Origin of the sequence: Maribacter dokdonensis DSW-8, from assembly GCF_001447995.1 — a bacterium.
In the GTDB taxonomy this organism is placed as follows: domain Bacteria; phylum Bacteroidota; class Bacteroidia; order Flavobacteriales; family Flavobacteriaceae; genus Maribacter; species Maribacter dokdonensis.
Window position 1 is genome coordinate 1,601,155 of record NZ_LDPE01000001.1, and the last position, 20,565, is coordinate 1,621,719.

General features: G+C 37.3%; 15 protein-coding genes. 4 read left to right on the plus strand and 11 right to left on the minus strand.

Annotated elements, in window-relative coordinates; all coding sequences use genetic code 11:
• Nucleotides 1-9: 9 nt before the first annotated feature.
• Nucleotides 10-1,002 carry a hypothetical protein gene (locus I600_RS07000; RefSeq protein ID WP_058103742.1) on the minus strand — a complete coding sequence of 331 codons (993 nt, stop codon included), beginning with the start codon at nt 1,000-1,002 and terminating at the stop codon, nt 10-12.
• Nucleotides 1,003-1,156: 154 nt separating this feature from the next.
• On the opposite strand from I600_RS07000, the gene I600_RS07005 reads away from it, so the two are divergent.
• Nucleotides 1,157-1,552, plus strand: a complete 396-nt coding sequence (locus I600_RS07005; protein ID WP_058103743.1) for a hypothetical protein — start codon at nt 1,157-1,159, stop codon at nt 1,550-1,552.
• Between the two features lie 89 nt (nt 1,553-1,641).
• Here I600_RS07005 and I600_RS07010 read toward each other — a convergent pair whose 3' ends face one another.
• From I600_RS07010 to I600_RS07025, 4 genes are all read right to left on the minus strand, one after another.
• On the minus strand, nt 1,642-2,331 hold the full coding sequence (locus I600_RS07010) for a hypothetical protein (RefSeq protein WP_058103744.1): 690 nt from the start codon (nt 2,329-2,331) through the stop codon (nt 1,642-1,644).
• Between the two features lie 146 nt (nt 2,332-2,477).
• On the minus strand, nt 2,478-2,852 hold the full coding sequence (locus I600_RS07015) for a hypothetical protein (RefSeq protein WP_232231178.1): 375 nt from the start codon (nt 2,850-2,852) through the stop codon (nt 2,478-2,480).
• A 67-nt stretch (nt 2,853-2,919) separates the two neighbouring features.
• Nucleotides 2,920-3,333, minus strand: a complete 414-nt coding sequence (locus I600_RS07020) for a hypothetical protein (protein ID WP_082642907.1) — start codon at nt 3,331-3,333, stop codon at nt 2,920-2,922.
• A gap of 119 nt (nt 3,334-3,452) precedes the next feature.
• Entirely contained in the window at nt 3,453-8,447 is a 4,995-nt protein-coding gene (locus I600_RS07025) for a DUF4132 domain-containing protein (protein WP_058103746.1), read from the minus strand.
• A 260-nt stretch (nt 8,448-8,707) separates the two neighbouring features.
• On the opposite strand from I600_RS07025, the gene I600_RS07030 reads away from it, so the two are divergent.
• Together I600_RS07030 and I600_RS07035 are read left to right on the plus strand one after the other, a co-directional pair.
• On the plus strand, nt 8,708-11,224 hold the full coding sequence (locus tag I600_RS07030; protein ID WP_058103747.1) for a leucine-rich repeat domain-containing protein: 2,517 nt from the start codon (nt 8,708-8,710) through the stop codon (nt 11,222-11,224).
• A gap of 117 nt (nt 11,225-11,341) precedes the next feature.
• Entirely contained in the window at nt 11,342-11,725 is a 384-nt protein-coding gene (locus I600_RS07035) for a hypothetical protein (RefSeq protein ID WP_058103748.1), read from the plus strand.
• Between the two features lie 12 nt (nt 11,726-11,737).
• Here the strand turns inward: I600_RS07035 and I600_RS07040 are convergent, their stop codons facing one another.
• On the minus strand, nt 11,738-12,142 hold the full coding sequence (locus I600_RS07040; RefSeq protein WP_058103749.1) for a response regulator: 405 nt from the start codon (nt 12,140-12,142) through the stop codon (nt 11,738-11,740).
• A gap of 352 nt (nt 12,143-12,494) precedes the next feature.
• On the opposite strand from I600_RS07040, the gene I600_RS07045 reads away from it, so the two are divergent.
• Nucleotides 12,495-13,106 carry an SIMPL domain-containing protein gene (locus I600_RS07045; RefSeq protein WP_058103750.1) on the plus strand — a complete coding sequence of 204 codons (612 nt, stop codon included), beginning with the start codon at nt 12,495-12,497 and terminating at the stop codon, nt 13,104-13,106.
• Between the two features lie 188 nt (nt 13,107-13,294).
• Here the strand turns inward: I600_RS07045 and I600_RS07055 are convergent, their stop codons facing one another.
• Genes I600_RS07055 through I600_RS07075 form a run of 5 tightly spaced genes read right to left on the minus strand, consistent with a single transcriptional unit; the run spans nt 13,295 to nt 20,561 of the window.
• Nucleotides 13,295-14,383 carry an alkaline phosphatase family protein gene (locus I600_RS07055; RefSeq protein ID WP_245188855.1) on the minus strand — a complete coding sequence of 363 codons (1,089 nt, stop codon included), beginning with the start codon at nt 14,381-14,383 and terminating at the stop codon, nt 13,295-13,297.
• A 4-nt stretch (nt 14,384-14,387) separates the two neighbouring features.
• Entirely contained in the window at nt 14,388-15,974 is a 1,587-nt protein-coding gene (locus tag I600_RS07060; RefSeq protein ID WP_058103753.1) for a fibronectin type III domain-containing protein, read from the minus strand.
• Between the two features lie 6 nt (nt 15,975-15,980).
• Nucleotides 15,981-17,333, minus strand: coding sequence for a (R)-1-hydroxy-2-aminoethylphosphonate ammonia-lyase (pbfA, locus tag I600_RS07065; RefSeq protein ID WP_058103754.1), 1,353 nt, complete (start codon nt 17,331-17,333; stop codon nt 15,981-15,983).
• A gap of 17 nt (nt 17,334-17,350) precedes the next feature.
• Entirely contained in the window at nt 17,351-19,018 is a 1,668-nt protein-coding gene (locus I600_RS07070; RefSeq protein WP_058103755.1) for an alkaline phosphatase family protein, read from the minus strand.
• Entirely contained in the window at nt 19,008-20,561 is a 1,554-nt protein-coding gene (locus I600_RS07075; protein WP_058103756.1) for a SusD/RagB family nutrient-binding outer membrane lipoprotein, read from the minus strand. The genes I600_RS07070 and I600_RS07075 overlap by 11 nt, the downstream gene beginning before the upstream one ends.
• Nucleotides 20,562-20,565 lie beyond the last annotated feature (4 nt).

The window sequence follows — 20,565 nt, forward strand, 5'->3', positions numbered from 1 at the left end:
AGAGCATTATTACATCTGAACACCCTCAGCTTCCACTTTTAATTTGATAAGGGCTAAGGTCTCATCATAGGAGATATTATCATTTTCTTGACTTAGCATTTCACCAAAATACAAATGCCCCGTTTGTATATCGTAGTACGTAATATACAGCCCCGTTAAGGGGTTTTGCCATTTCTCATTTTTATCATTGTCTATGGTTTTATCTTTTAGGTATTGCACCCAAGCAATTTTTGACAAATTGAATTTATCTAAAATGATTTTCCGATAATTATCGTCTATTTCATAATTAGGATACGAGGCATCCAAATCGGTCTGAATACGTTGTTTTATGTCCTTTTCGATGTTATCAAAATTGTTCATAGTAGCCGAAAGTATAAACATCTGCGGGTGCCATTGATTTTCAATATTCTCTAGCGGAATGTCAATAAACCCCTCAGGATGGGCTTCGGTCTTAATGAACAAAGACATGGTATACGGAATATCCAACTCCTCATAAACACTGTTCAGCCTAGCAACAAACCTTTCAATTACCTCATGTAAAGCAGCCGTTTCTATTTCCCCCGGAACAAAAATCTCAAACCTATCGTTCTCAAATTTTATTTCAGGTATATCATTTATAAAATCGGCTTTTACGTTTTGTCGTGTTTCATAGCGCTTGCGTTCTCTTTCGTAGAGGTCCGCAATTTTCAAGTTTTCTTTTCCATAGTAAGATAAGGTGTCATTCTCCAATAGCTCTTTTGGATTCACATGGCAGTAGAACTCAATTTCGGGTATTTCTTTATGAAAAATAACTACGGTAAACATATTCGGGTTCATGGTAGCGGCATTAAAGAACCTATTCAGTTCCCTAAAACCTAACTCGCCCTTGTGTTCTTTTTCTAAGTAATGTTCTAAATTCTGAGCAGCTTTATTGGTTGAAATTCCACCCATAAAACGGGAAAAATTGCCTACAAAAATGAAAAACAGCACTAACAAAACGCCTATAACAATCAATGTTTTCATACCTGAAATTTTATAAAGTGAAGTTACCGTGATTGCCTTGTAAGCACCTCACGGAATTCCGTGAGTTTTACATTTCACTTAAATGGGGTGCTTAGAAACTAACGTGCTAAAATACCTTTGAAGTATTCAAAATTACATCTAAAAAACAATCATAATGGGATTACAAGAAAAAAGAGCCGCGAAAGCAATTGAAGAACAATATGTAGGGGATTACCAAAAAGAAATCAATGAAATAGTAGGTAAAGAATTACCTATTAACATTAATTGGGACACCTTTGAAATGGATTATATAAAATTTGTACCAAGTGTATGTTTACAACGTGTTACAGATGCCTTTAAAGAAGTATGTTCAGATGATATAGGTAAAGAAGCTATTGCAGAAAGTATTAATAGCATTGAAGTATTCTGTATTGCCAATGACGGTGCAGAAGACAAAAAAGAATTGAAAATAGCAGATGGTGTATTCTCACTAACTGCATGTTGGGGAGGTCACCACAGCGGGTATTTCTCTGATTTGGTCATAAGAGAATTCTTAGAGAACAATCTTTAAGAGTATTGGTCTATAAAGACTATGTTTTTACAAAAAAAGGAAAGCCAACTTGGCTTTCCTTTTTTGTTTTCATCAATCTTATTTTAAGCTTATAAACACTTCTCTATACGATCCTGCAGTACCATTTTTGACGCCACACTCTTTAATCCCTTAGAAAAGTTTAAGCATACAGTAAGCATATTGTTTTGTAGGTTTACTGTATTTTCCTCTCCCAAGTGAAACGACAGCTCTTTTACAGCGTTTACAAATGCTTCTTTGGCTAATGCGTCCGCGGCTATTGCTGCTAATGTTTCTTGCAATAACACTATTGTTTTCTTTGCATAGTACTTTTCAAGATCTTCTGGTTTTTCTGCATAGTCATAATTAATGACAATTGCCTTACCCAACATTTTCTCGACCGATTGCTCTACATCCCTGATTTCCTTTTTAAGTTGAAGTACGGTTGGTACATCGTCTGCATTTGGCGTAAAAGGAATGTTACCATCTGAAAATTGATATAGGTAATTTTCAATATTACCTAGCGAGATGGAAGCAATGGTATGCAACTCTACATATTGTAAATCTGGTTTATGGTCATACCAATTCCCCAATAAAACAATACTTTTTTCCGTATCATAATTAATGAAGTACCCAGAGACATTACCTCTACCGGTACCAATAGACACGTTAGGCATTTGGGGTTTTTCTTTATTTCGTTCTTCGTCCGCTATTCCTTGAAGGGTTTTGAGTACCTGGGAAATTTCTAGTACAGGTAGCTGCAGCATTGTCTTAAAATCCATAGTTCTGTTTTAATTTAAGACAGTAAAGATGGAACGTATTGCGCTGAAATTAGTACCCGTTTTCAGTGATATTGCATCTTCAATAAAAGTTAATGCATATTGGTATTTCATTTTAGGTGAAGCGCTTTATTTATTCACCTAAAACGCTAATCCAAAACTTGATTAATTGCCGTCATTCTTTTTAGAAGAATAGGCACGAACAAAGCGAATTTAGCATTGAATTCTTCTTGCGATGCAGCCGTGTTTATGGTTTTCACCATACTGCCCCAACTGTTGAACAGAGCTTCTTCGGCATTTTCACCATCGGTGTCCATATTCATGGCTTTTACCAGTTTAAAATTTTCATCGTCATTGTAAAAACCGGTGGTCTTCACCTTTTCAAAAATGTTCTCAAGGATGCTTTGCGTAGCTAGAAGTTCGGTTACGCCAAGTGTTGCTTCTTGTGATGTTTTGATAGCTTCAAAAACGTCTATCATTAAATTCTGTACCTCATCATTGATACTCTCGTCTAAATATGTCAAAATCGTATGTGTTTTAGTTGTTTGTTTGTGCTCTATAATGGTTTTTTTACGCTGATATTTAAAGTAACTACCAATAGGTACCCACCAAAAATGTCATTCGAATAAAGGCAATGACACTTTCGTTGCTGAGTGCTATTGGTGCTTTTAAATCGGTTACCTCATCATCATCTATGAATACCACAAAGAGTCCGTCCTTAAAGGCAAGCAATACATTATCAATTGCTTTTTGCTCATTGGCGAGGTCCTTATTTGCCAAATCGCCAAAATCCACTTTACCGCTTTGTGCCTGATCCTGAATTTCTGCGGGACTTAAAAAACCGACCACATTGACTTCCATTCGCTTTTTGTTGAAAGCCGCCACTTGATTTTTTACGCAACCTATTAAAAGTTCCTCAAGATTCTTTGGAGTTTCCACTAAGGTGAAAGGCACTTGCTTTACCTTTTTCTTACCGAGTCTTTTTAGCTGTAATGTAATTTCCATTGATCTCTGTTTTGTTTAGCGTTAGGGATTGTCGTGAAAAGCCCACAGTGCGATAGCACGCGGACTTGCAACAAAAGCCCGACCCCACCTAAGTGGGGTAACGCCATTATTCTTGTTATTTAGCTATTTATCTGCGCCAAAATTGTTGGATCTTGTATTTTATTATCCTCTGATAGTAACTTCATTTTTGAAATGATCTCGGCAGATTTTGGGTCGTCATCCACAAAGGGTAAAAACATACGCCCCCTGTGCTGACTGTGCACTGGAATAATGGATAACGACAAGCCTTTTTTGCTTACTTGACCGCTACCTAAATGTATACTGTACTCGCCCAACGTGCCCTGTATAAATATGTGACGCTCTTTAACCGTTATATTGCTCAGCTTAAACAATTTTGCCGACTCTTCTGCCAAGGCAGCACGCATTTGCATGGTACTGTGGCTTGCTTCTGGATCTACACCACCAACATGGGCTACACTTACCACAAGATCCATATCTCTCATAATCTCACTAAAAACCACAGCCGGAATTTCTGTTAGCGGAATACGCTCATGCGTTTCAATGGAGTGAAAACAGACTTCTTCTAGCGTTGGCGCCTCTACATCTGACGGAGAATACCAGTCTGCCATAGCATACATGGTGGCAATGAAACCTCGTTTATGATATACTTTCTGTAAGCCTTCTTCCCTACTCACCGTCCAGCCGCGACCCCTTAAAAGTGCTACGGTCTGCTTGGGCTGAATTTGATGCCCTTGGTAACGCTCAGACCTATTGCTGTGCTCGCGCTCATCTTCAGTAAGTAGATACAACTCTCTAAATACTTGCTTAAAAGGCTGCACCAAACGCTCTGCAAAAAGGTGTTTCTGATACACATCCCATTCTACCGCTGTATATAAATGCGATGCGTGGGCAACGACCAACTCATCTTCTTCTTGCAATTGATGGGTTTTTCCGGAAACGTCGGTAAGGCTACCATCGGTATAGAAACCGGAGATTTCCTTATTGGGAGCGAACAGTACCAATTTGCTCAACATCACCTTCACGATAGGATGCTGCATCATTTTATGAATCTCCAAAGCGGTAAACTTATCTTCATTTACCATAGCATTTTCTAGCGATAAACGTGTTCTACTATATTGCCTTGAGAGGTAGGTTTTATTCTCTTTTAATGCGATTACCTGCTTGTCTTTTCGCAACTTGGCCGGTATGGATTTTAAAGGTATATCACCTTTTGCAACTATAATTTCGGCTTTTCCAAGATCATTGATGACCAGAGTAATTTGGGTATCATCAATAGTCAACACCGCATTTTCCATTATAGTCTGGGTTGCCTTTGCCTCCATTGCCCAACCAAAACGTACGCGATCTAGATAACCCGCATTCCTTGACAAATTATCTAGTGCAATTTCTACTGCCGCCTTTTCACTTTCTTGGCGCTGAGCCCCAAACTGCCTGCTTTCCTTTAAAAAATCTTGCAACAGGTTATAACGCTTCAACAAATCTTTTTCAGGTACGGTTTTGCTCAACGGAATCAACCCTAAGGCACGTACATAATCTTTATCTCGCTTATCTTTTATCTTCTTTAATGTCTCGGTGATTTTCACCTCGCCCAACATTACACTGGAGTATAATTTTACCAGTCTGTGCGCATTACCATCTGTAATATATTTAGCGGCATCATGCAATATTTTCCAGTTGGCTTTACCCAAACTGCCATATACTTTATTGAACCAATCTATATCAATGGCACCCAACGAAAAGTCCGATTTTGGAATATTGGAATACCTTGAGATAATGGTTTCTTTCTCGCTACTCATATAATCAGATGCGTGCGCCTGAAACCACCAAACGGCATCTTCCAGTTTTTCCAATCCTAGATATTCACCAATTACACCTGCCCACTGGGTAGCGTAGCACGCCACTTCTATTAGTCGTTTTTTGGATATTTTATGCTCGTCTGCAAGTGCTACAAAATCAGCATAACTTTCGGTTTCCTTAAATGTCGTCTTCTTTAAAATAGCGCTGAAAAGTGATTTTTTACTATTACCATAATAGCTATAACCACGCTCAAAGGTATCTTTACCCAAACGCTGCAACACTTTAAAAACATAGTCTACCCCTTCAACGGTATTAATGGAAAAAATATACTCCGTTGCCGGTGTCACCAAATCTCCCCGTTCCAGCTCAGTTTCCAACAGGTTCGTTTTTAAGGGTAAAAACACATGTTTAGGAACCAAATTTTCAGTTAGCGTACCTCTGCGAATTCTATAATTATAGCCACCATCTATAATGGTCATTAGATCATTGGAATACAATGCTTGGAAAAGTAGGTCGTCATCATTTATCAATCCTGCTTTAAAGAGCCTTAAGGTTACTTCTACATCTGGAAAATTAAGGTTGCCAGAATTTCGTTTTTCCCTGGTAATTTCCTGTATATCCGTAACCGTATTAGGATGTCCAAAATCCTGTGCCACCAAGTACATTTGAATGTCCCAGAATCTTTTTAAATCTTCATTACTTAATAAATTAATCTCGCCAACACTTAGATCACCTGCATACGATGTAATAATATTTGCCCAGTTAGCGGTTATGGAATGATGGTACCCACTTAATTGAAATTTATAATTTTGCAACCTTTTGGGAAATGAAGCCACCATGTCTTCAAAAACATCTAGCTTATAGGAAACAATGGTTTCCCTATCCGCATATACTATGAACAAGCGCCTGATTATAGTAATGTACGTTCTTATTTTGGTATAATAGTTTTCTTCGCTATTGATATTTAACCCCGTTAAATCTGGATAAAATTGTTTTATATAAGGCACCAGTTCTTCATACTGTCCAAAAGGATAACTCTTATGGTTTAAAAAACGCAATACGGCACTCATTTCAAAATCGTTCAACTTACTTTGTTCGTACCAGGCTACCCAAACATTGGACAATGGTAAATTATGTAAACGATCTTGTGCCGTGGCATGCTCATCTAGTTTTTTCATATCATGAAGCCCTCGGTTAATAAAGGTGGTGTCGTTCTCACCTTGATAGCCCTCCATCTGATATTCATACTTACCATTTTCAGCAACCAGAGCAATTAATGCATTGACAGTGGTAATTATCTTATCAATGTCAATGATATCCTTAAATTTAAAGTCTGAAGACTGAGAGGTTTTAATACCCAGCTTATCCAAGAAATTAGATTTAACCTCAAAACGAGGCTGTGGCTGGTAAAGGGCACTTAAGTTATTGTAATCTACAGTCCCAAAACCGTTACTGAAATTGTATTCATCCTTATTTTTAACGAACTTATTTAAAAGTACTTGTTCATTTTTGGAGATTTTGGGTCGCTCTTTAAATGTAGCCACCTGAGCTTCTACAAAATCTGGATATCTGTTCTCTGCATCTAAAATGGTAAGTATTTCTAAACCTGCCAATCGTTGGTCAATACTTTTTGCCGTAACCAAGTTGCCGGCACTCTGTTTAATGGTATCATTAGGTAAAGATACCAGCAGTTGTATTACGGCGGTACGCATACTTTTGTTCTTCCGTTTCAACAGATCTTCGGCAATCTCCAAATCGGTATCGTATAAATGCATTTTACGGAAAATGTTGAGTCCCGTTGCCATAACACACTCATTTCTATTGTACACAGCCTTTCTTGCCAACGTCCTGCGCCATGAGTATTGATCATAGTTTAGCTTTACTTTTTTCTCATCTGTCTTATAATGGTGAAACGCATAACTATAATGTATTGGAAAAACTTTACGAATGTAAGTCTCCCTAAATTCCGACGGCAATTCATCTAAATCGTTTGCCATAAGCTCCAGCTGCTGTTCCGTTGCCTCATGCAATAAAAACTGATAGAAATATTGAGAATTAGGGGTAAAACTCCACCAAGAGAAAATCTTGCTTTCATAAGTTTTTCCCTTATCCTCAACTGTTTTTGCGACCTCGAATAATTTGGTAAACGTATCATTATCCAACTGCATTTCCGGTAAGTTTACCGCCATCCAATGATCTAGGGCATAATCTTTACCTAATTCTTGTATAAAATATGCAACCAAAGAATCATTGGTACGATCCGTTTTACTCATAAAGTAAAGCGCTAGAATTTTCTTGTTTCTATCGGCTGAAGAATACACGATATCCAAGGCTTTGGCATTGGCTTTATCAACATCCAAAATACCTATAGCCCATAATGCCACATACACCTCAATATTATCTTTGCTCTTCAAAAGCGTATCCACTTCCTTTAAGTTAAGAATTAAAGAGTGCGCCAGTTCCAAAATACGATTGATGACCGATTTCTTAGGCGCCTCCCAGTTTAACCCAAACCAGGTATTTACCGCCCTTACAACGCTGCTGAAACGGGTAATATCATTCTCTAACACTACATTTATCATGTATTTTAAAGACTGGAGACCTGCTTCATCCATAGATTCCAGAATGGACTGTCGCAAACCTTCTTGACGTTGAGCAGCCAATAATAGTTTACCCACCATGTCCCAGTGTTTTTCATCTTCCGACAGTAATAAAGCTTTGATAATATCTTGACTTACACCACCAATTTCATCTTCACCTTGTAAAATATCGTTCAACAGCTCATTGAACATATCACCACTATTTTGCAAAACAATAGCGAAAAAAACACTGTTGCCATGTGGATAATATGTACTGTATTGAAAATGTTCTTGCAAGCTTAATCCACAAAAACCTACACGGCTATTGTATAAAAATTGACTAAAAATAGTTAGCTTATTTTGTAAAATATCTTCACTTGGTTGTGATCTAAAGGCTTTGCGATCATAGCTTCTTTGGTAAGGCATGGTATTGATAAAATCCCACATGGCAGATAAATACGGTGCTTGTACCACGCCAAATAATTGTATACCCAAACGCATACCTTCTTCGGTCAACCAAGGGTTTATGGTCAAGGGATCATCAAACTCGCTAATGAAATCGTTACTATTGTAATATTCATACTTCTCCTTCTTTATACGTCCTAGAATTTGCCCAAGCCTTCTGTAAGGTTGAGAAAATGAACGAAACTCAAAACGATCTACCTCCGGTTTTTGGTGTTGGGCTATATATTTTTGCGCTTTTTCTGCTGGAATCATATGGTTCTATTCTTTATGCTTTATATTCTGCAATGAGGATATTATGGATTGTATCTACATATTAACTTATGCTGTACAATGTTATTTTACAGTCTCCAATTAATTATGGCAAGTTAGCCGGAAAGTAACTTTTCTTTCTACCGGAATTTGGGGATTTTTCAACCTACAGGATTTTTTTAATCTTCAATATCACTGAATGCAGTGACAAAAACACCAGTGCTTTTGGAAAGCTTTGTATATCTAAAAAATTACGTGTTGTTATGCCGAATACTAACAAAACACCCCTGTTCGATTTTTTTGAGATCGATGCTTCTTTTGAAGCTATAAAAAGCTGTACAAACTACCCTGAAGATTTTTTCTATGAAATTTTTGTGATAGCAAAAACAACTGCGAACAAAGAAATTAGAACGGAATGCACCAATATTATCAAAAAACAAGCACCTGAGTACTTTCAAACGGCATTTAAGAGCCGTAAAAAGATAAGTCAAAAAGGAGGTGTGAAATCGGTTGATTCCAGATTGGTTGCGATGTTGGAATACGGATTACTTTCTGATGAATTAAATCTTTTTAAACTACACTCGTTATTATTCCAAGAACCAGAATTAGGGCTCTTCAATTTCACCAAAAACTTTTTAGACCTTTTGGTAGAACACCCAAGTATACTGAGTAGATTCAACGGAATACAAAAGCTAGAAATATCACTAAAGAATGAGGGTAATGCATATACTACCATTTTAGAAACACTACCTCATCTCACCTCTTTAGAGGCACTAGAAATACAGGCAGATTTTGAGCAATTGCCTGATGAATTAGGCAACCTTACCAACTTAAAGAAAATAAAGCTTACCATGCCATTTTTAAAGGAAGTACCTGCTTCAATAGGTAAATTAAAATCACTGGAAGAATTCACCTTTAAAGGCGATTACTCTTTTGGAGGCGATGATTACAATACTTATTTAAAAGATTTCAATTGGCTTGCTGACCTTAAATTTTTAAAAGAATTAAAGTTACAAAATGTAGGAGTGGAAGATTTGTCTAAAGTTGTATTTCCACCCACATTGAACAAGATAGATTTGTATGGTTTAGACGAGCTAACGGCGCTGCCAAAGGAAATGAAAAACCTACCAAAACTTGAGAAATTCAAAGTAGCTTCTAACCGTTTGGAAACCTTACCTACAGGATTTGAAGCAATGCCAGAGTTGCAGCTGTTTGAACTTATAGCTCCCAAAATAACAACCATTTCTGCAAATTTCTTTTTTGGTTTTGAGTCCAGACCAAATTTGATCACAAAAATTGGTAACCGCAATGTAGACATTGCCCCAATGACCGAGAAATGTAGCCAAAAAGAACTGAATTTAGACACACCCAAACTGCTAACTTATGTGTTGGACTATGCGGAGTTTTTTCCAGAATTGACAACCATCTCAATTAATTGCGAAGCTCCGGAAAAAAAGCACAAGAATACCTTGGCAGCGTTTAAAAACCTAACCAGCATTACTTATAAACTAGTACCCAACTTAGATTGGATTTTTGATGGGATAAATGAATTGGAAACAATAGAAAGTGTCACCCTATACAAAAACACTTCTTATGCTACTCCTGTAGGCGAAGCACCTAATTCGGCAATAGTACCCAAGGCACTTTCTAAAATTGAAAAACTAAAGCAATTCACCGTTCAGTTCGAGAACCATTTGGAATTAAACACAGATGCACTGCCCAAACATACAGAGCAGCTGACCATAAAAGGTTTAAAAAGGATTATTCCTGGAAAAACAAAACGCTCGGCAACTCAGGTAAATATTGAACATACGCCTGTATCAGATTTAAAAGCATTTTATGATGTGATGGATGCTCAACAGATGGACTTAGGTAAAAACAACTCATATATAGCAGGCGAATCGGGATTCGCGTTTCTTAAAAATCCGCAGAACATTAAAAAATATGAGTATACCGGTCCCGCTAACAATATTGCAGAGCTTTTAAAAGCCTGTCCGAATTTAGAATATCTGTTTGTTGAGTTCCCGGAAGATAAACCAGAATTCTACGAGGGACTTTCTGGATATAAAAACTCAAAATTAAAATCTCTACAACTCAATAATTATAAGGGAGATAGTGCTTCTTTACAATCGGTATTGGAGCAAGCCCCAAATCTTGAACATCTAGAGCTAAGGGATTGCACGGGAATTCGTGATTTTCCACAGGTAAGTCTGAACAAGTTAAAAATACTTGAACTATATAGTTGTGATGTACAAACGATGTCAGGCTTAAATGTGCCCCAAATAAGAGCGTTTAAAATAAACTTTTGTGATGATTTTGGTTCAGAAGCCTTAGAAACGATTACGCAGTGGAAAACCCTAAAATACCTTTGGCTAGAACATATATCAAAAGAAATGAAAACCTACCCAACTGCAATTGCCAATCTCACTTTAGACACTCTTTTAATTAACGGCAAATACAGCAAAAGGAAAATACCACATTGGATCGGCACTATGAAATCGCTTCGTGTTTTAGGGGTAGAAAGTTTTACACAAAACACACTACCTAAAGAATTGGCAAAACTTACCCAATTGGAAGTATTGAGTATCACCGGTTGTGATTTTCAAGAGCGGTTATCAGAGGAATTTAGACAGCTACATTTAAAAAAACTCATTTATTGGACCTCTAAATTTTCAGGTAGTAATATGAAGTTTGAACTATACGAGCCTCTTGTTGGCAAAGGTATAACCTTAAGATATTTTGATGATGATGACAAAATAAAACCATTTAAACTTGGATAAAATGAACATCTAAAGAACAATGAACAATCTCATTTTTGAGATATAAAATCACGTAATAACATTAATGAAAATTAACCTTAAAAACTATCTTATGAAGAAATGATAAATTAGATTACGATGGACAAACAAGAATTATTAGGCAAAGAATTGAGTAACCTGTATGCAATTAACAAACAGGTAAGCCATTATTTTAAAAATAGTGACCTGAGCTTTTTAGACGAACATAGACAGCAAACCGTAAATAATTACATAAATGCCAATCTTAAGAATGAGGAATTGGTCACCAAAATCTTACGCTCATTAGAGGTAAACCCAGGCAATACCGTAGATTCAATAGTAAATGAAATTACCGAGAATTTACATGAGATAAGCCTAAAAAAAACCGACAATAAGGCATTGAACGGCTTGGGTTATATGATGTCTTTTAATAGACTATTAAGCTATCATAAAGCAAATGTGGTCAACATTGATTTTATTTTGAACGAGCTAGATTTAAGCTAAAGTAATAACAGCTTACACTGCAATATTACTCATCATTAAAATATCGTTCAAATTTTTTGAAATCAACGGTTTTGAAATAAAATCGCGAACTAAATCATATTTTTTTGCCCGCTTAATTTCATGGTCTCCATAATGTGAGCTTACTATGAAAATCTGAGGTTTGTTTACCAGCGGTAATTTTGAGAATTTATCCAAGAATCCCCATCCATCCATAATAGGCATATTAAGGTCCAATAAAATGATATCGGGCATTCGTTGACCTTTGTTTAATTGGGAAGTTAAATTGGTTAAAGCTTCATCACCATCCTCATATACAAGAATGTCAGCGCTCACAAAATTATTGTGGTTCAAAAGAATTTTAGTACCATAAACACAAATTGGATCGTCATCTATAATACAAACTGTATCAATTTTCATAGCTAATAATATTCGTTAATCCCTGGGGAAATTTAGTTCTTAAAATTAACAGGATTTAACTTACAATAAAATTTTGATAGTTGCTAATAATTTCTACAATAAATTGCATAAACCACAGCATTTCAAAACTTTACCATTATTAATTATTCAATATTAAACGCTAAAATTTTGTTAAAAAACTAGAAACTAACACATTTTTTTTGAAACGATAAATAACATAAGCAAAAATTTAAAATATGATAAAAATACTTGTATCACTATGAAATACAACCATGTAACTAAAAACAATGCAATAATAACCGAAAATACATCCTGTAAAAAATTAATATTAATCTTTTAAACTACTACTGAAATGAGAAAAATTAGCATCATCCTTTTATTTAGCCTTTTTGCAATCAACGCTTTACAGGCACAAATTAATTTAGAACAAAAGACAGTGACCGTAACCGGTAGCGCCCCTTTAGAAAAAACAATTATTAAATACAGGGTTAAGGCTACCTTAAGTATGGATCAAGTCTACTATGCCGATACACGAGTGGAAAACCTAGACCAATTAAGAAAACAATATTATCAAGAATTGAAAGCATTGAACATAGACACCTCTAAATTTCAAGAAAAAGAGATGGAGTATTTTTCTTTAGGATATCAACGCGACGGTACCATTTTATACTATGAAACAGATTCTAAAGAGCTAGCCATGAAATTACTGAAAACAAACTTGTTAGGGGTTCAATTACAATTTCAAGTAAAACAAAATGTTTCACCTGATAACAATAAAGTTGCACTCAATGCCGCATTGGAAAATGCCAAGACATATGCTATGGAATTATGTAAAACAATAAACACTGATTTAGGCAACATAAACGCTATTAGCAGTAACTCTAATTATAATAACGATTGGACCAGTTATTATGCTGACTACCAAGAGCAATTAACGGTCAACGTAGTGTATAGTATGAATTAATACTTTTGTGTTTAATGTACAAATGGGCTGTTATACTGTGTGTAACAGCCTTCTTTTTATTAGATTATCAACAAAAAAAAACCAACACCAAAATTCATTGGCATTGGCTTATTTCAACTCTAATTTATTCTAAACTCGCTGTAAAAATCGCAATTAACTTTAGTTTTAATTTAAAGAAATCATCAATATTATTTTAAGTTAATCGGTTTTGCCGGCATAGTTTGTATATCTACGTCAACTTCTAAAATTTTAGCTATGGTTGGCGCAAGTTGATCGGTATAAAGTTGTCCATTAACTACTTCCCCAACAGGTTTTACATTTGGACCTAAAATAGCCAACCATGTATGTTGGGCTCCTTTTACATTGCTACCATGACTTGTCCATTTAGAATCTTCAAGAATACCAGATCCCCTACCATGGTCCGTAGTGATTATAAAATAGGTATTATCCTTATAAAAATCGTCTTGCTGTACGTATTGCCATAAATCCGCTATTAAAGCGTCAGTATTATGTAATGATTTCATGTAGAAATCAAACTTGCCGCCATGTGCAAAATCATCCGTTTCTCCATAGGATATGTATACAACTTTAGGATGGTTCTTTTTTACATATTCTTTTGCATAATGGTGGGTAAACACATCTAACCGTACACTTTCCCAAATAATTGGCGCTTGACGTTGTATTTCATTTAAGAATATCTCCCTACCACTCAAATCTCCTTGGGCATTCATATACCCTGCATTTACGGGGATTCCGCTCCTTTTATCATTAATAATAAAAGGAAAAACGTCCCAACTGGCAAAAGCGGCAACCTTACCTTTATACCGCTCTTGTTTATTTGCCAATTCTAAAACCGTTACATTCTTATTGTAGTTTTTGTCGTTACTATCAATATGGGCATCATCTGCCTTACCTGTTAAAATCTCATTATACCCAGGATAGGAAAATAACATTTTATTAGTGAGATCAACTTTACTGCCTTTGGTCCTATTGCCGTACAATTGACCATCTTTGGCAATGGTATTCCAAAAAAAAGGCATGATTTTTTCCCTACTTTCTTCAGGTGAACTACCTGAAAACATTTTATTCAATAGCTCTTTGCCCTCTGTATAATTACTCTGCACCAATGCCGTATCTAAACCATGATATACATCTTGCCAACGTACACCATCTAACGTAATTAAAAATACATTAGCCGTCTTATCAATTTGAGCTGTTGCCCCTACCCACATAAATAGCACGGCAAACAGTAGTATTCTTGTTCGTATTTTCATCATCAAATTAATTATTCGTTTTAAATGATTGTGTTTTTGACCAATCGCTCCAATTTAAATGTTGGTCCCTATAGCGTACTCGCCAATAATATTTGGTATTCGGTTTTAATCTTTTAGTGGGTTCATCGGTTAAGTTATCGTTTTTTTGCCTGTTCTCGCCGTAGTACCAATTTTCAGATTGTTTCCAACTATCCAGAACCAATGCATCAAAATCCTCTGTTGTGGATATTTGCCAATGTGATGCCGCATGATAGGCACCTTTAAAGGAACTTTTAAAAGGTTGCGCCTTTAACATTCCTCCAGTATACTCCACCGCACCATTAAATGCAATAGCTATTGGAGTTTCCGGTTGATGTGATTTGGCATAAATGACAATTTCATCTGTTTTTTCATTGTCCCTATACAACTCTTCATTTCCCCTACTGATTCTTTTGATGGTGAATTTTGGATTCTCATGATTACCATCAACCTCTACCATGACAAATCCGTATTCATCTTGGGTAACACTGAATTCATCATAGTCCCTACCCTCAAACTCACCCCAATTATCAATAGCGCCACCTGCGGATGCCACATTGATCCAAAGATGTTTATGATCCTTTGACTGCCCTCTAGAATAGCCATGGGTATGTCCAAAAAAATGCAAACTAGGCTTACCTGTTTTGGTGGTAAATTCCTCTAACATTTTTACCACCTTACCTGAAGATTCTTCTTCACCGGGAATCCATAATTCAGATTTGTGCGGATGGTGCAATTGTGCGAACACAAAATCTATTTCCCCATTCTTAGCCGTCTCTTCAAGCAATGATTTCAGCCAAGCAAATTGCTCACGACTATCACGGTATCCTTCATTTGAATTAAGACCGATAATTCTGGTATTGCCATAATCTTTGTACCACCAATGCTCTGCATATGCGGGTGTACCATTTTTAGGCAAACTAAAATATTTAAAATAATAGTTTGCGTTTCTTTCATGATTACCCAGTACAGGATACACAGGCACTTCTGAAAAAAGTTTTTGCGCAGGCTTAAAAAAGTCGTTTTGCCACTGCTCGTACTTTGCACCGTTCTCCACCAAATCTCCAGGTATTAAAACCATTGCCAAATCATCTGGCGTAGTATTGCCATATTCCGACTTCAAGAAGGGCAGTATACCTTTATTTACAATTTCATTGAACTTATCCGGATTTTGGTGATCAATCTGCATATCGCTCATAGCCAAAAAATTGAACGACTCATTATCACTTGCAAATGGAGGTGTCTTAAACTGATAAATATCTGACACCAACTTATCTGTTTTCACGCGATAATAATAGGTAGTAAATCTTTTTAGTCCCGTTAGTTTTACCTCATGAATACGAGATGGACCAAAGTTGATATCCTCAGCACCACCTACCGCTTTTTTACCCAACTTAGGTGACGTACCAAACTCAACCACGCTTTCTTCTCCTAAAGAAGTCTCCCACATTACCGTAATTTCGGTAGGGTTCGCATCTTGCAAATAAGGCTTAACCACAAATACCGATGTCTCTTGGGCATATAAGGCAACACCACAAAAATAGGTTGCCAAAAAAGTAAAATTCAATAGTTTCATATGTCATTAATTACTAACGCTATCTAGCGCATGTTCTAAAATTTGTATTGCGTTCTTTAATTCAGTTCTAGTAATGGTCAACGCCGGAGCCAATTGAAGCACATTACCTGCGGATACCTTAAAACTCAGACCATTTTTAAGGCAATTGTACATAACCTGTTCAGCTTTTTCCACTGCTTTCTCCTTCGTCTCCCTATTGGTTACCAACTCAACGCCCCATAGTAATCCACGACCACGTATATCGCCTATAAGTTCGTACTTTTCCTTTAAAATGGTCATTGAAGTGCACATTGTCAAAGAATCTCCCGCAACCTTATGCAGTATTTTTTCCTCTTCTATAATTTCTAAGGTCGTCAATGCCGCCATAGCACCTAAGGGACTTTTTTCATGGGTATAATGCCCCAATGAAATGTCCGGGAAGGTATTATACCTATCTCGGGTAACCATACAGGCCTGTGGAAAAATACCACCGCCCAAACCTTTGCCCAAGCAAAGAATATCCGGTTCTATACCGTAATGTTCAAAAGCGAACATTTTTCCGGTTCTGCCCAAAGCAATGGGTATTTCATCTAAAATAAGAACAACCCCATACTTATTGCATAATGCACGAGCCGCTTTCCAAAATGTGACCGAAGGCAATTGAACGTCCGTATTTCGAACCGTCTCTGCGATAAAAGCACCTATATCACCCTCTTTAGCAAATACATATTCCAAATATTCCAAGCATTTAGCTTCATCGCCTTCAAAAATACCCCTATAGGTAACTGGGGGAGGTATTCTTTCTACACCTGGCATCATTGGTCCCATATATTCCCTAAAAACAGCTTCTCCACCAACACTGACAGCATCTAAAGATGCGCCATGAAAAGAGTCCCAAAACGATACCACTTTAAATTTACCGGTAACGGCGCGTGCCAATTTTAAAGCAATACTTACCGCCGAACTCCCGTTTGGAGTCATTAAAACCCTATTTAAATCCGATGGAAGCAATGAAGCCAGCTTCTCCGCAAATTTTATAGCAGGTTCATTCGTATATCTCCTGGTAGAAAAAGACAGCCCCTGTAACTGCTCCGTTAAGCGCTTTACCAATTTTGGATGTGAGAACCCCAGTTGATGCACATTGTTACCATGAAAATCTAAATATCGCTTACCGGATATATTCTCTATATGTGGACCGCTACAATTACCAAGCACATCTAAACAAGGCGTAGACAAAGCTTGATGAAAAAAGTAACGGGCATCTTTTTCCAATAACCTTAAAGTCTTTACATCGGTAATACCATCAATCCATTCATTTCTGGCATGGGTGTTATTTATATCTCCTTCGGTACGTTTATTCTGCAATGGATCATGTTTCATTTTACGGTCATTCAACGTTATCGCACTTTTAAAAAATCCGTAGATAAAATTTGATTAGGCGTTTTATCACCTTCAATATAAACATCTAACCAACCGTCACCACCGCCATTGAACCAAAGCACCTCAACGGTGTGACTACCTTTGTCCATTTCAATACTTCCTGTTTTTGTTCTTACGCCATGGTCCCCGTCATTATCGACAACCAAGTGACCATCTATGAACAGCTTACTACCATCATCTGATCTTACTGCAAAATTGTAACTGTCTTCATGTTCAATTTTGAGCAAACTCTTAAACCTGAACAATGTGTTTGCTTGTATATGCTGACGAACTTCTTCCGATGAAAATTCAAAAACGGTTCCCTTAGCATCCGGTTTTCTATTCCCTATTGATGGAACAAAGGAAAGGTCGTTCAAATGAAAAACCTCATAAGAAACAGGAGCTTTAAGCGATGCTGGTTTTATCCTAAAAAATGCTTCGGAAACCCCACTGCTCAACTTATCAGCAACAAATATGGCACTCTTTACCACCGTATTTTCTTTTAGAACTATGGACTGTGTAAAGGTGTTGGATTCTTTCATTGGCATTGCACCATTTAGCGTATACCTAATTTCACCGTAGGCATTTGGGTTTTCTAATACTAACTGGGTCTCATCATTGAACAAGCCCCCATCTGCTGCATAGCCCTTTGCCGGTCTATTTAATCTTGGTTTTTTCAACTGTACCAAAGTAGGGTAATCATCTTCCACATTTTCACCCTTAAAAGCCTCAAGTACAGGTCTACCGATCCATGCACGTGGTGTTTTAATTTGAAGGGCGTGTGCAACAGTTGCAGCATTGTCATATTGGTATACCGGATATTTTATCCTATAATCTTTTTTTATACCCTTGCCCCAAAGAATAAAAGGTATTTCAATTTCTTCCATAGATTCGCCACCATGGCCTTTGCCCTTACCGCCATGATCAGAACTAATGATTACCATAGTATTATCTGCCATACCAGATTCCGTAATGGCCTTCATAATTTCCGCCAATAATGAGTCTGCCTTTTCAACCGCATGGTAATACTCTTTTGTACCGTGACCAAACTCATGACCAGCATGATCAATATGATCAAAGTGGACAAACGTAAATAAGGGTTTTTCTACTTTGATATAACTACTGGCGTTCACAGCAGTTTCTTCCTCGGTAGCAGGATTTTCATCAAAGTCTACCGCATTTTTCTCAAATAACCGTCCAAAACCACCCCAATGATAAATAGCTCCAATTTTTTCCGATGTTCTTTGCTCACGAATCAAATGAAAAATACTGGGAAACAAAAAAGGTTCGCTCTGTGTAACCGCAGGTAAGGTAAGATTATCTCTTTCCCAAGCATTGGATGTAATACCGTGTTGTTCCGGTCCGGCACCCATAATCATAGAAGCCCAATTGGTACTTGAACTTGTGGGTAAAACTGCCCTTGCGTGCATGGTTGAAGCACCATCTTCTATCATAGTATCAAAAGTAGGCGTATCAGCATTTTGGAGTCCGTCCGGACTCAACCCATCAAAACCGATCACCACAACATGGGTGGTTTCAGAATCCATTTTATCCAACTTGTCATAATCACAAGACCATAGGGAGGTCATCCCTATGGTCAGTGTTATAATTGAAGTGTATTTTTTAACCCTATGCTTAATCAACATCCCACCAAAGTTTGGTATTAATATCATCGGCACCCATACTTTGTACAGCGGCATTGTAGTTTTCGCTATTGGTAGATTTTACGGAATTTGGATATTGAAAACGTACCGGAACCATACCATCGTTAACAGCATCTGGTCCTGGAATTACTTCTGGCATTCCCGTTCTTCTCCAATCTGACCATCCTTCAAAACCGGTATAGAATAACGATATCCATTTTTGAAGCGCAATTTTCGCCAAATTATCATCTGTAGCCGCAGTTAATGCTACAGCATCTTGCCCAACATAAGCCTCAAGATCCGTTGCTTGCATAGCATTGGCAATATCTGACCATCCGCCAGCTGCAACTCTTTCTGTATAATATGCAAATGAAGCTCTAATTCCGTTTTCATAATACATAGCTGCATCGCCAGAAGAAATAAATCCTCTTTCAGCAGCTTCTGCCAAAATAAACTGAAGTTCAGAGTAGCTCATTATAATAGTATGTGAAGCCGTAGCCGAAGCCTGCTCTGGGTTACAGGCCCTACATGCTAAAAGAATACCCAGTCTAGAGATGAAATTTGAGCCGGACTCATCTGGGTTTCCAGAGGGACTATATCCTAATGCCGCTTCATCATCCAACCCATTGGGCATACCTACATAATCATTAAAATCTTCAGAGAAAATACCTTTATCAGAATCTGTGGTTGGCTGTGCAAAAACATATAGTCTATTATCGTTCAGATCCTTTAAACGGGTTTCAAGAGTTTGGCTTAATCTCACCTCGTCAAAACTACCGCTACGGGCGTCATATTTTGGTTGTGGGTTATCAGAATTCCACTCTACAAAAGCCATATCTTCATTACTTTCAAAAATAGGATAGGCAGATGGGTTACCCGTTATTTGAGCCATACCCGCAACTGCGGTAGCATTATCAACATCACTGATACGCATTAGCAAACGCAACCTCAATGAATTGGCAAACTTTCTCCATTTTTCAATATCACCATTATAGATGATGTCACCAGATATATTGCCAGCTCCCGTTAAAACGGTGTTCGCAGTTTCTAAATCTGCCAAAATACCAGCATAAATAGAGCTTTGAGCGTCAAAAGCAGGGGTTACGTTACCATCTTCAATACCACTGGTAGCTTCAGAATAAGGCACATCACCATAGGCATCGGTTACGTAAGAATAAATCCAAGATTTCATCACCAAGGCAACACCATAGTAATTTTGCGCTTCTTCATTGGTCTCCGTATCCCTAATGATATTTTCCACATCGCGTAAAGACGCATATGCATTGTCATAAGGATCACCAGACGGAGACCAGTTATAGGTATCGCCACTGGTAAACTGTAACCTAGCGCCATATTGTACCACGGTAAAACCTTCTTCCCAACCTTGGTTTCCCCAATTATAGGCCATTTCTCGTTGTACGCCCGGCAATAAAAGTTCTGGTTGTGCAGAAGCCGGATAGTTAGGATTTATATTGATCGTTTCAAAATCTTCGGTACAGCTAACCGCAAGTACCAAGGATATTAGAAGTAATAGTATTTTTTTCATGATT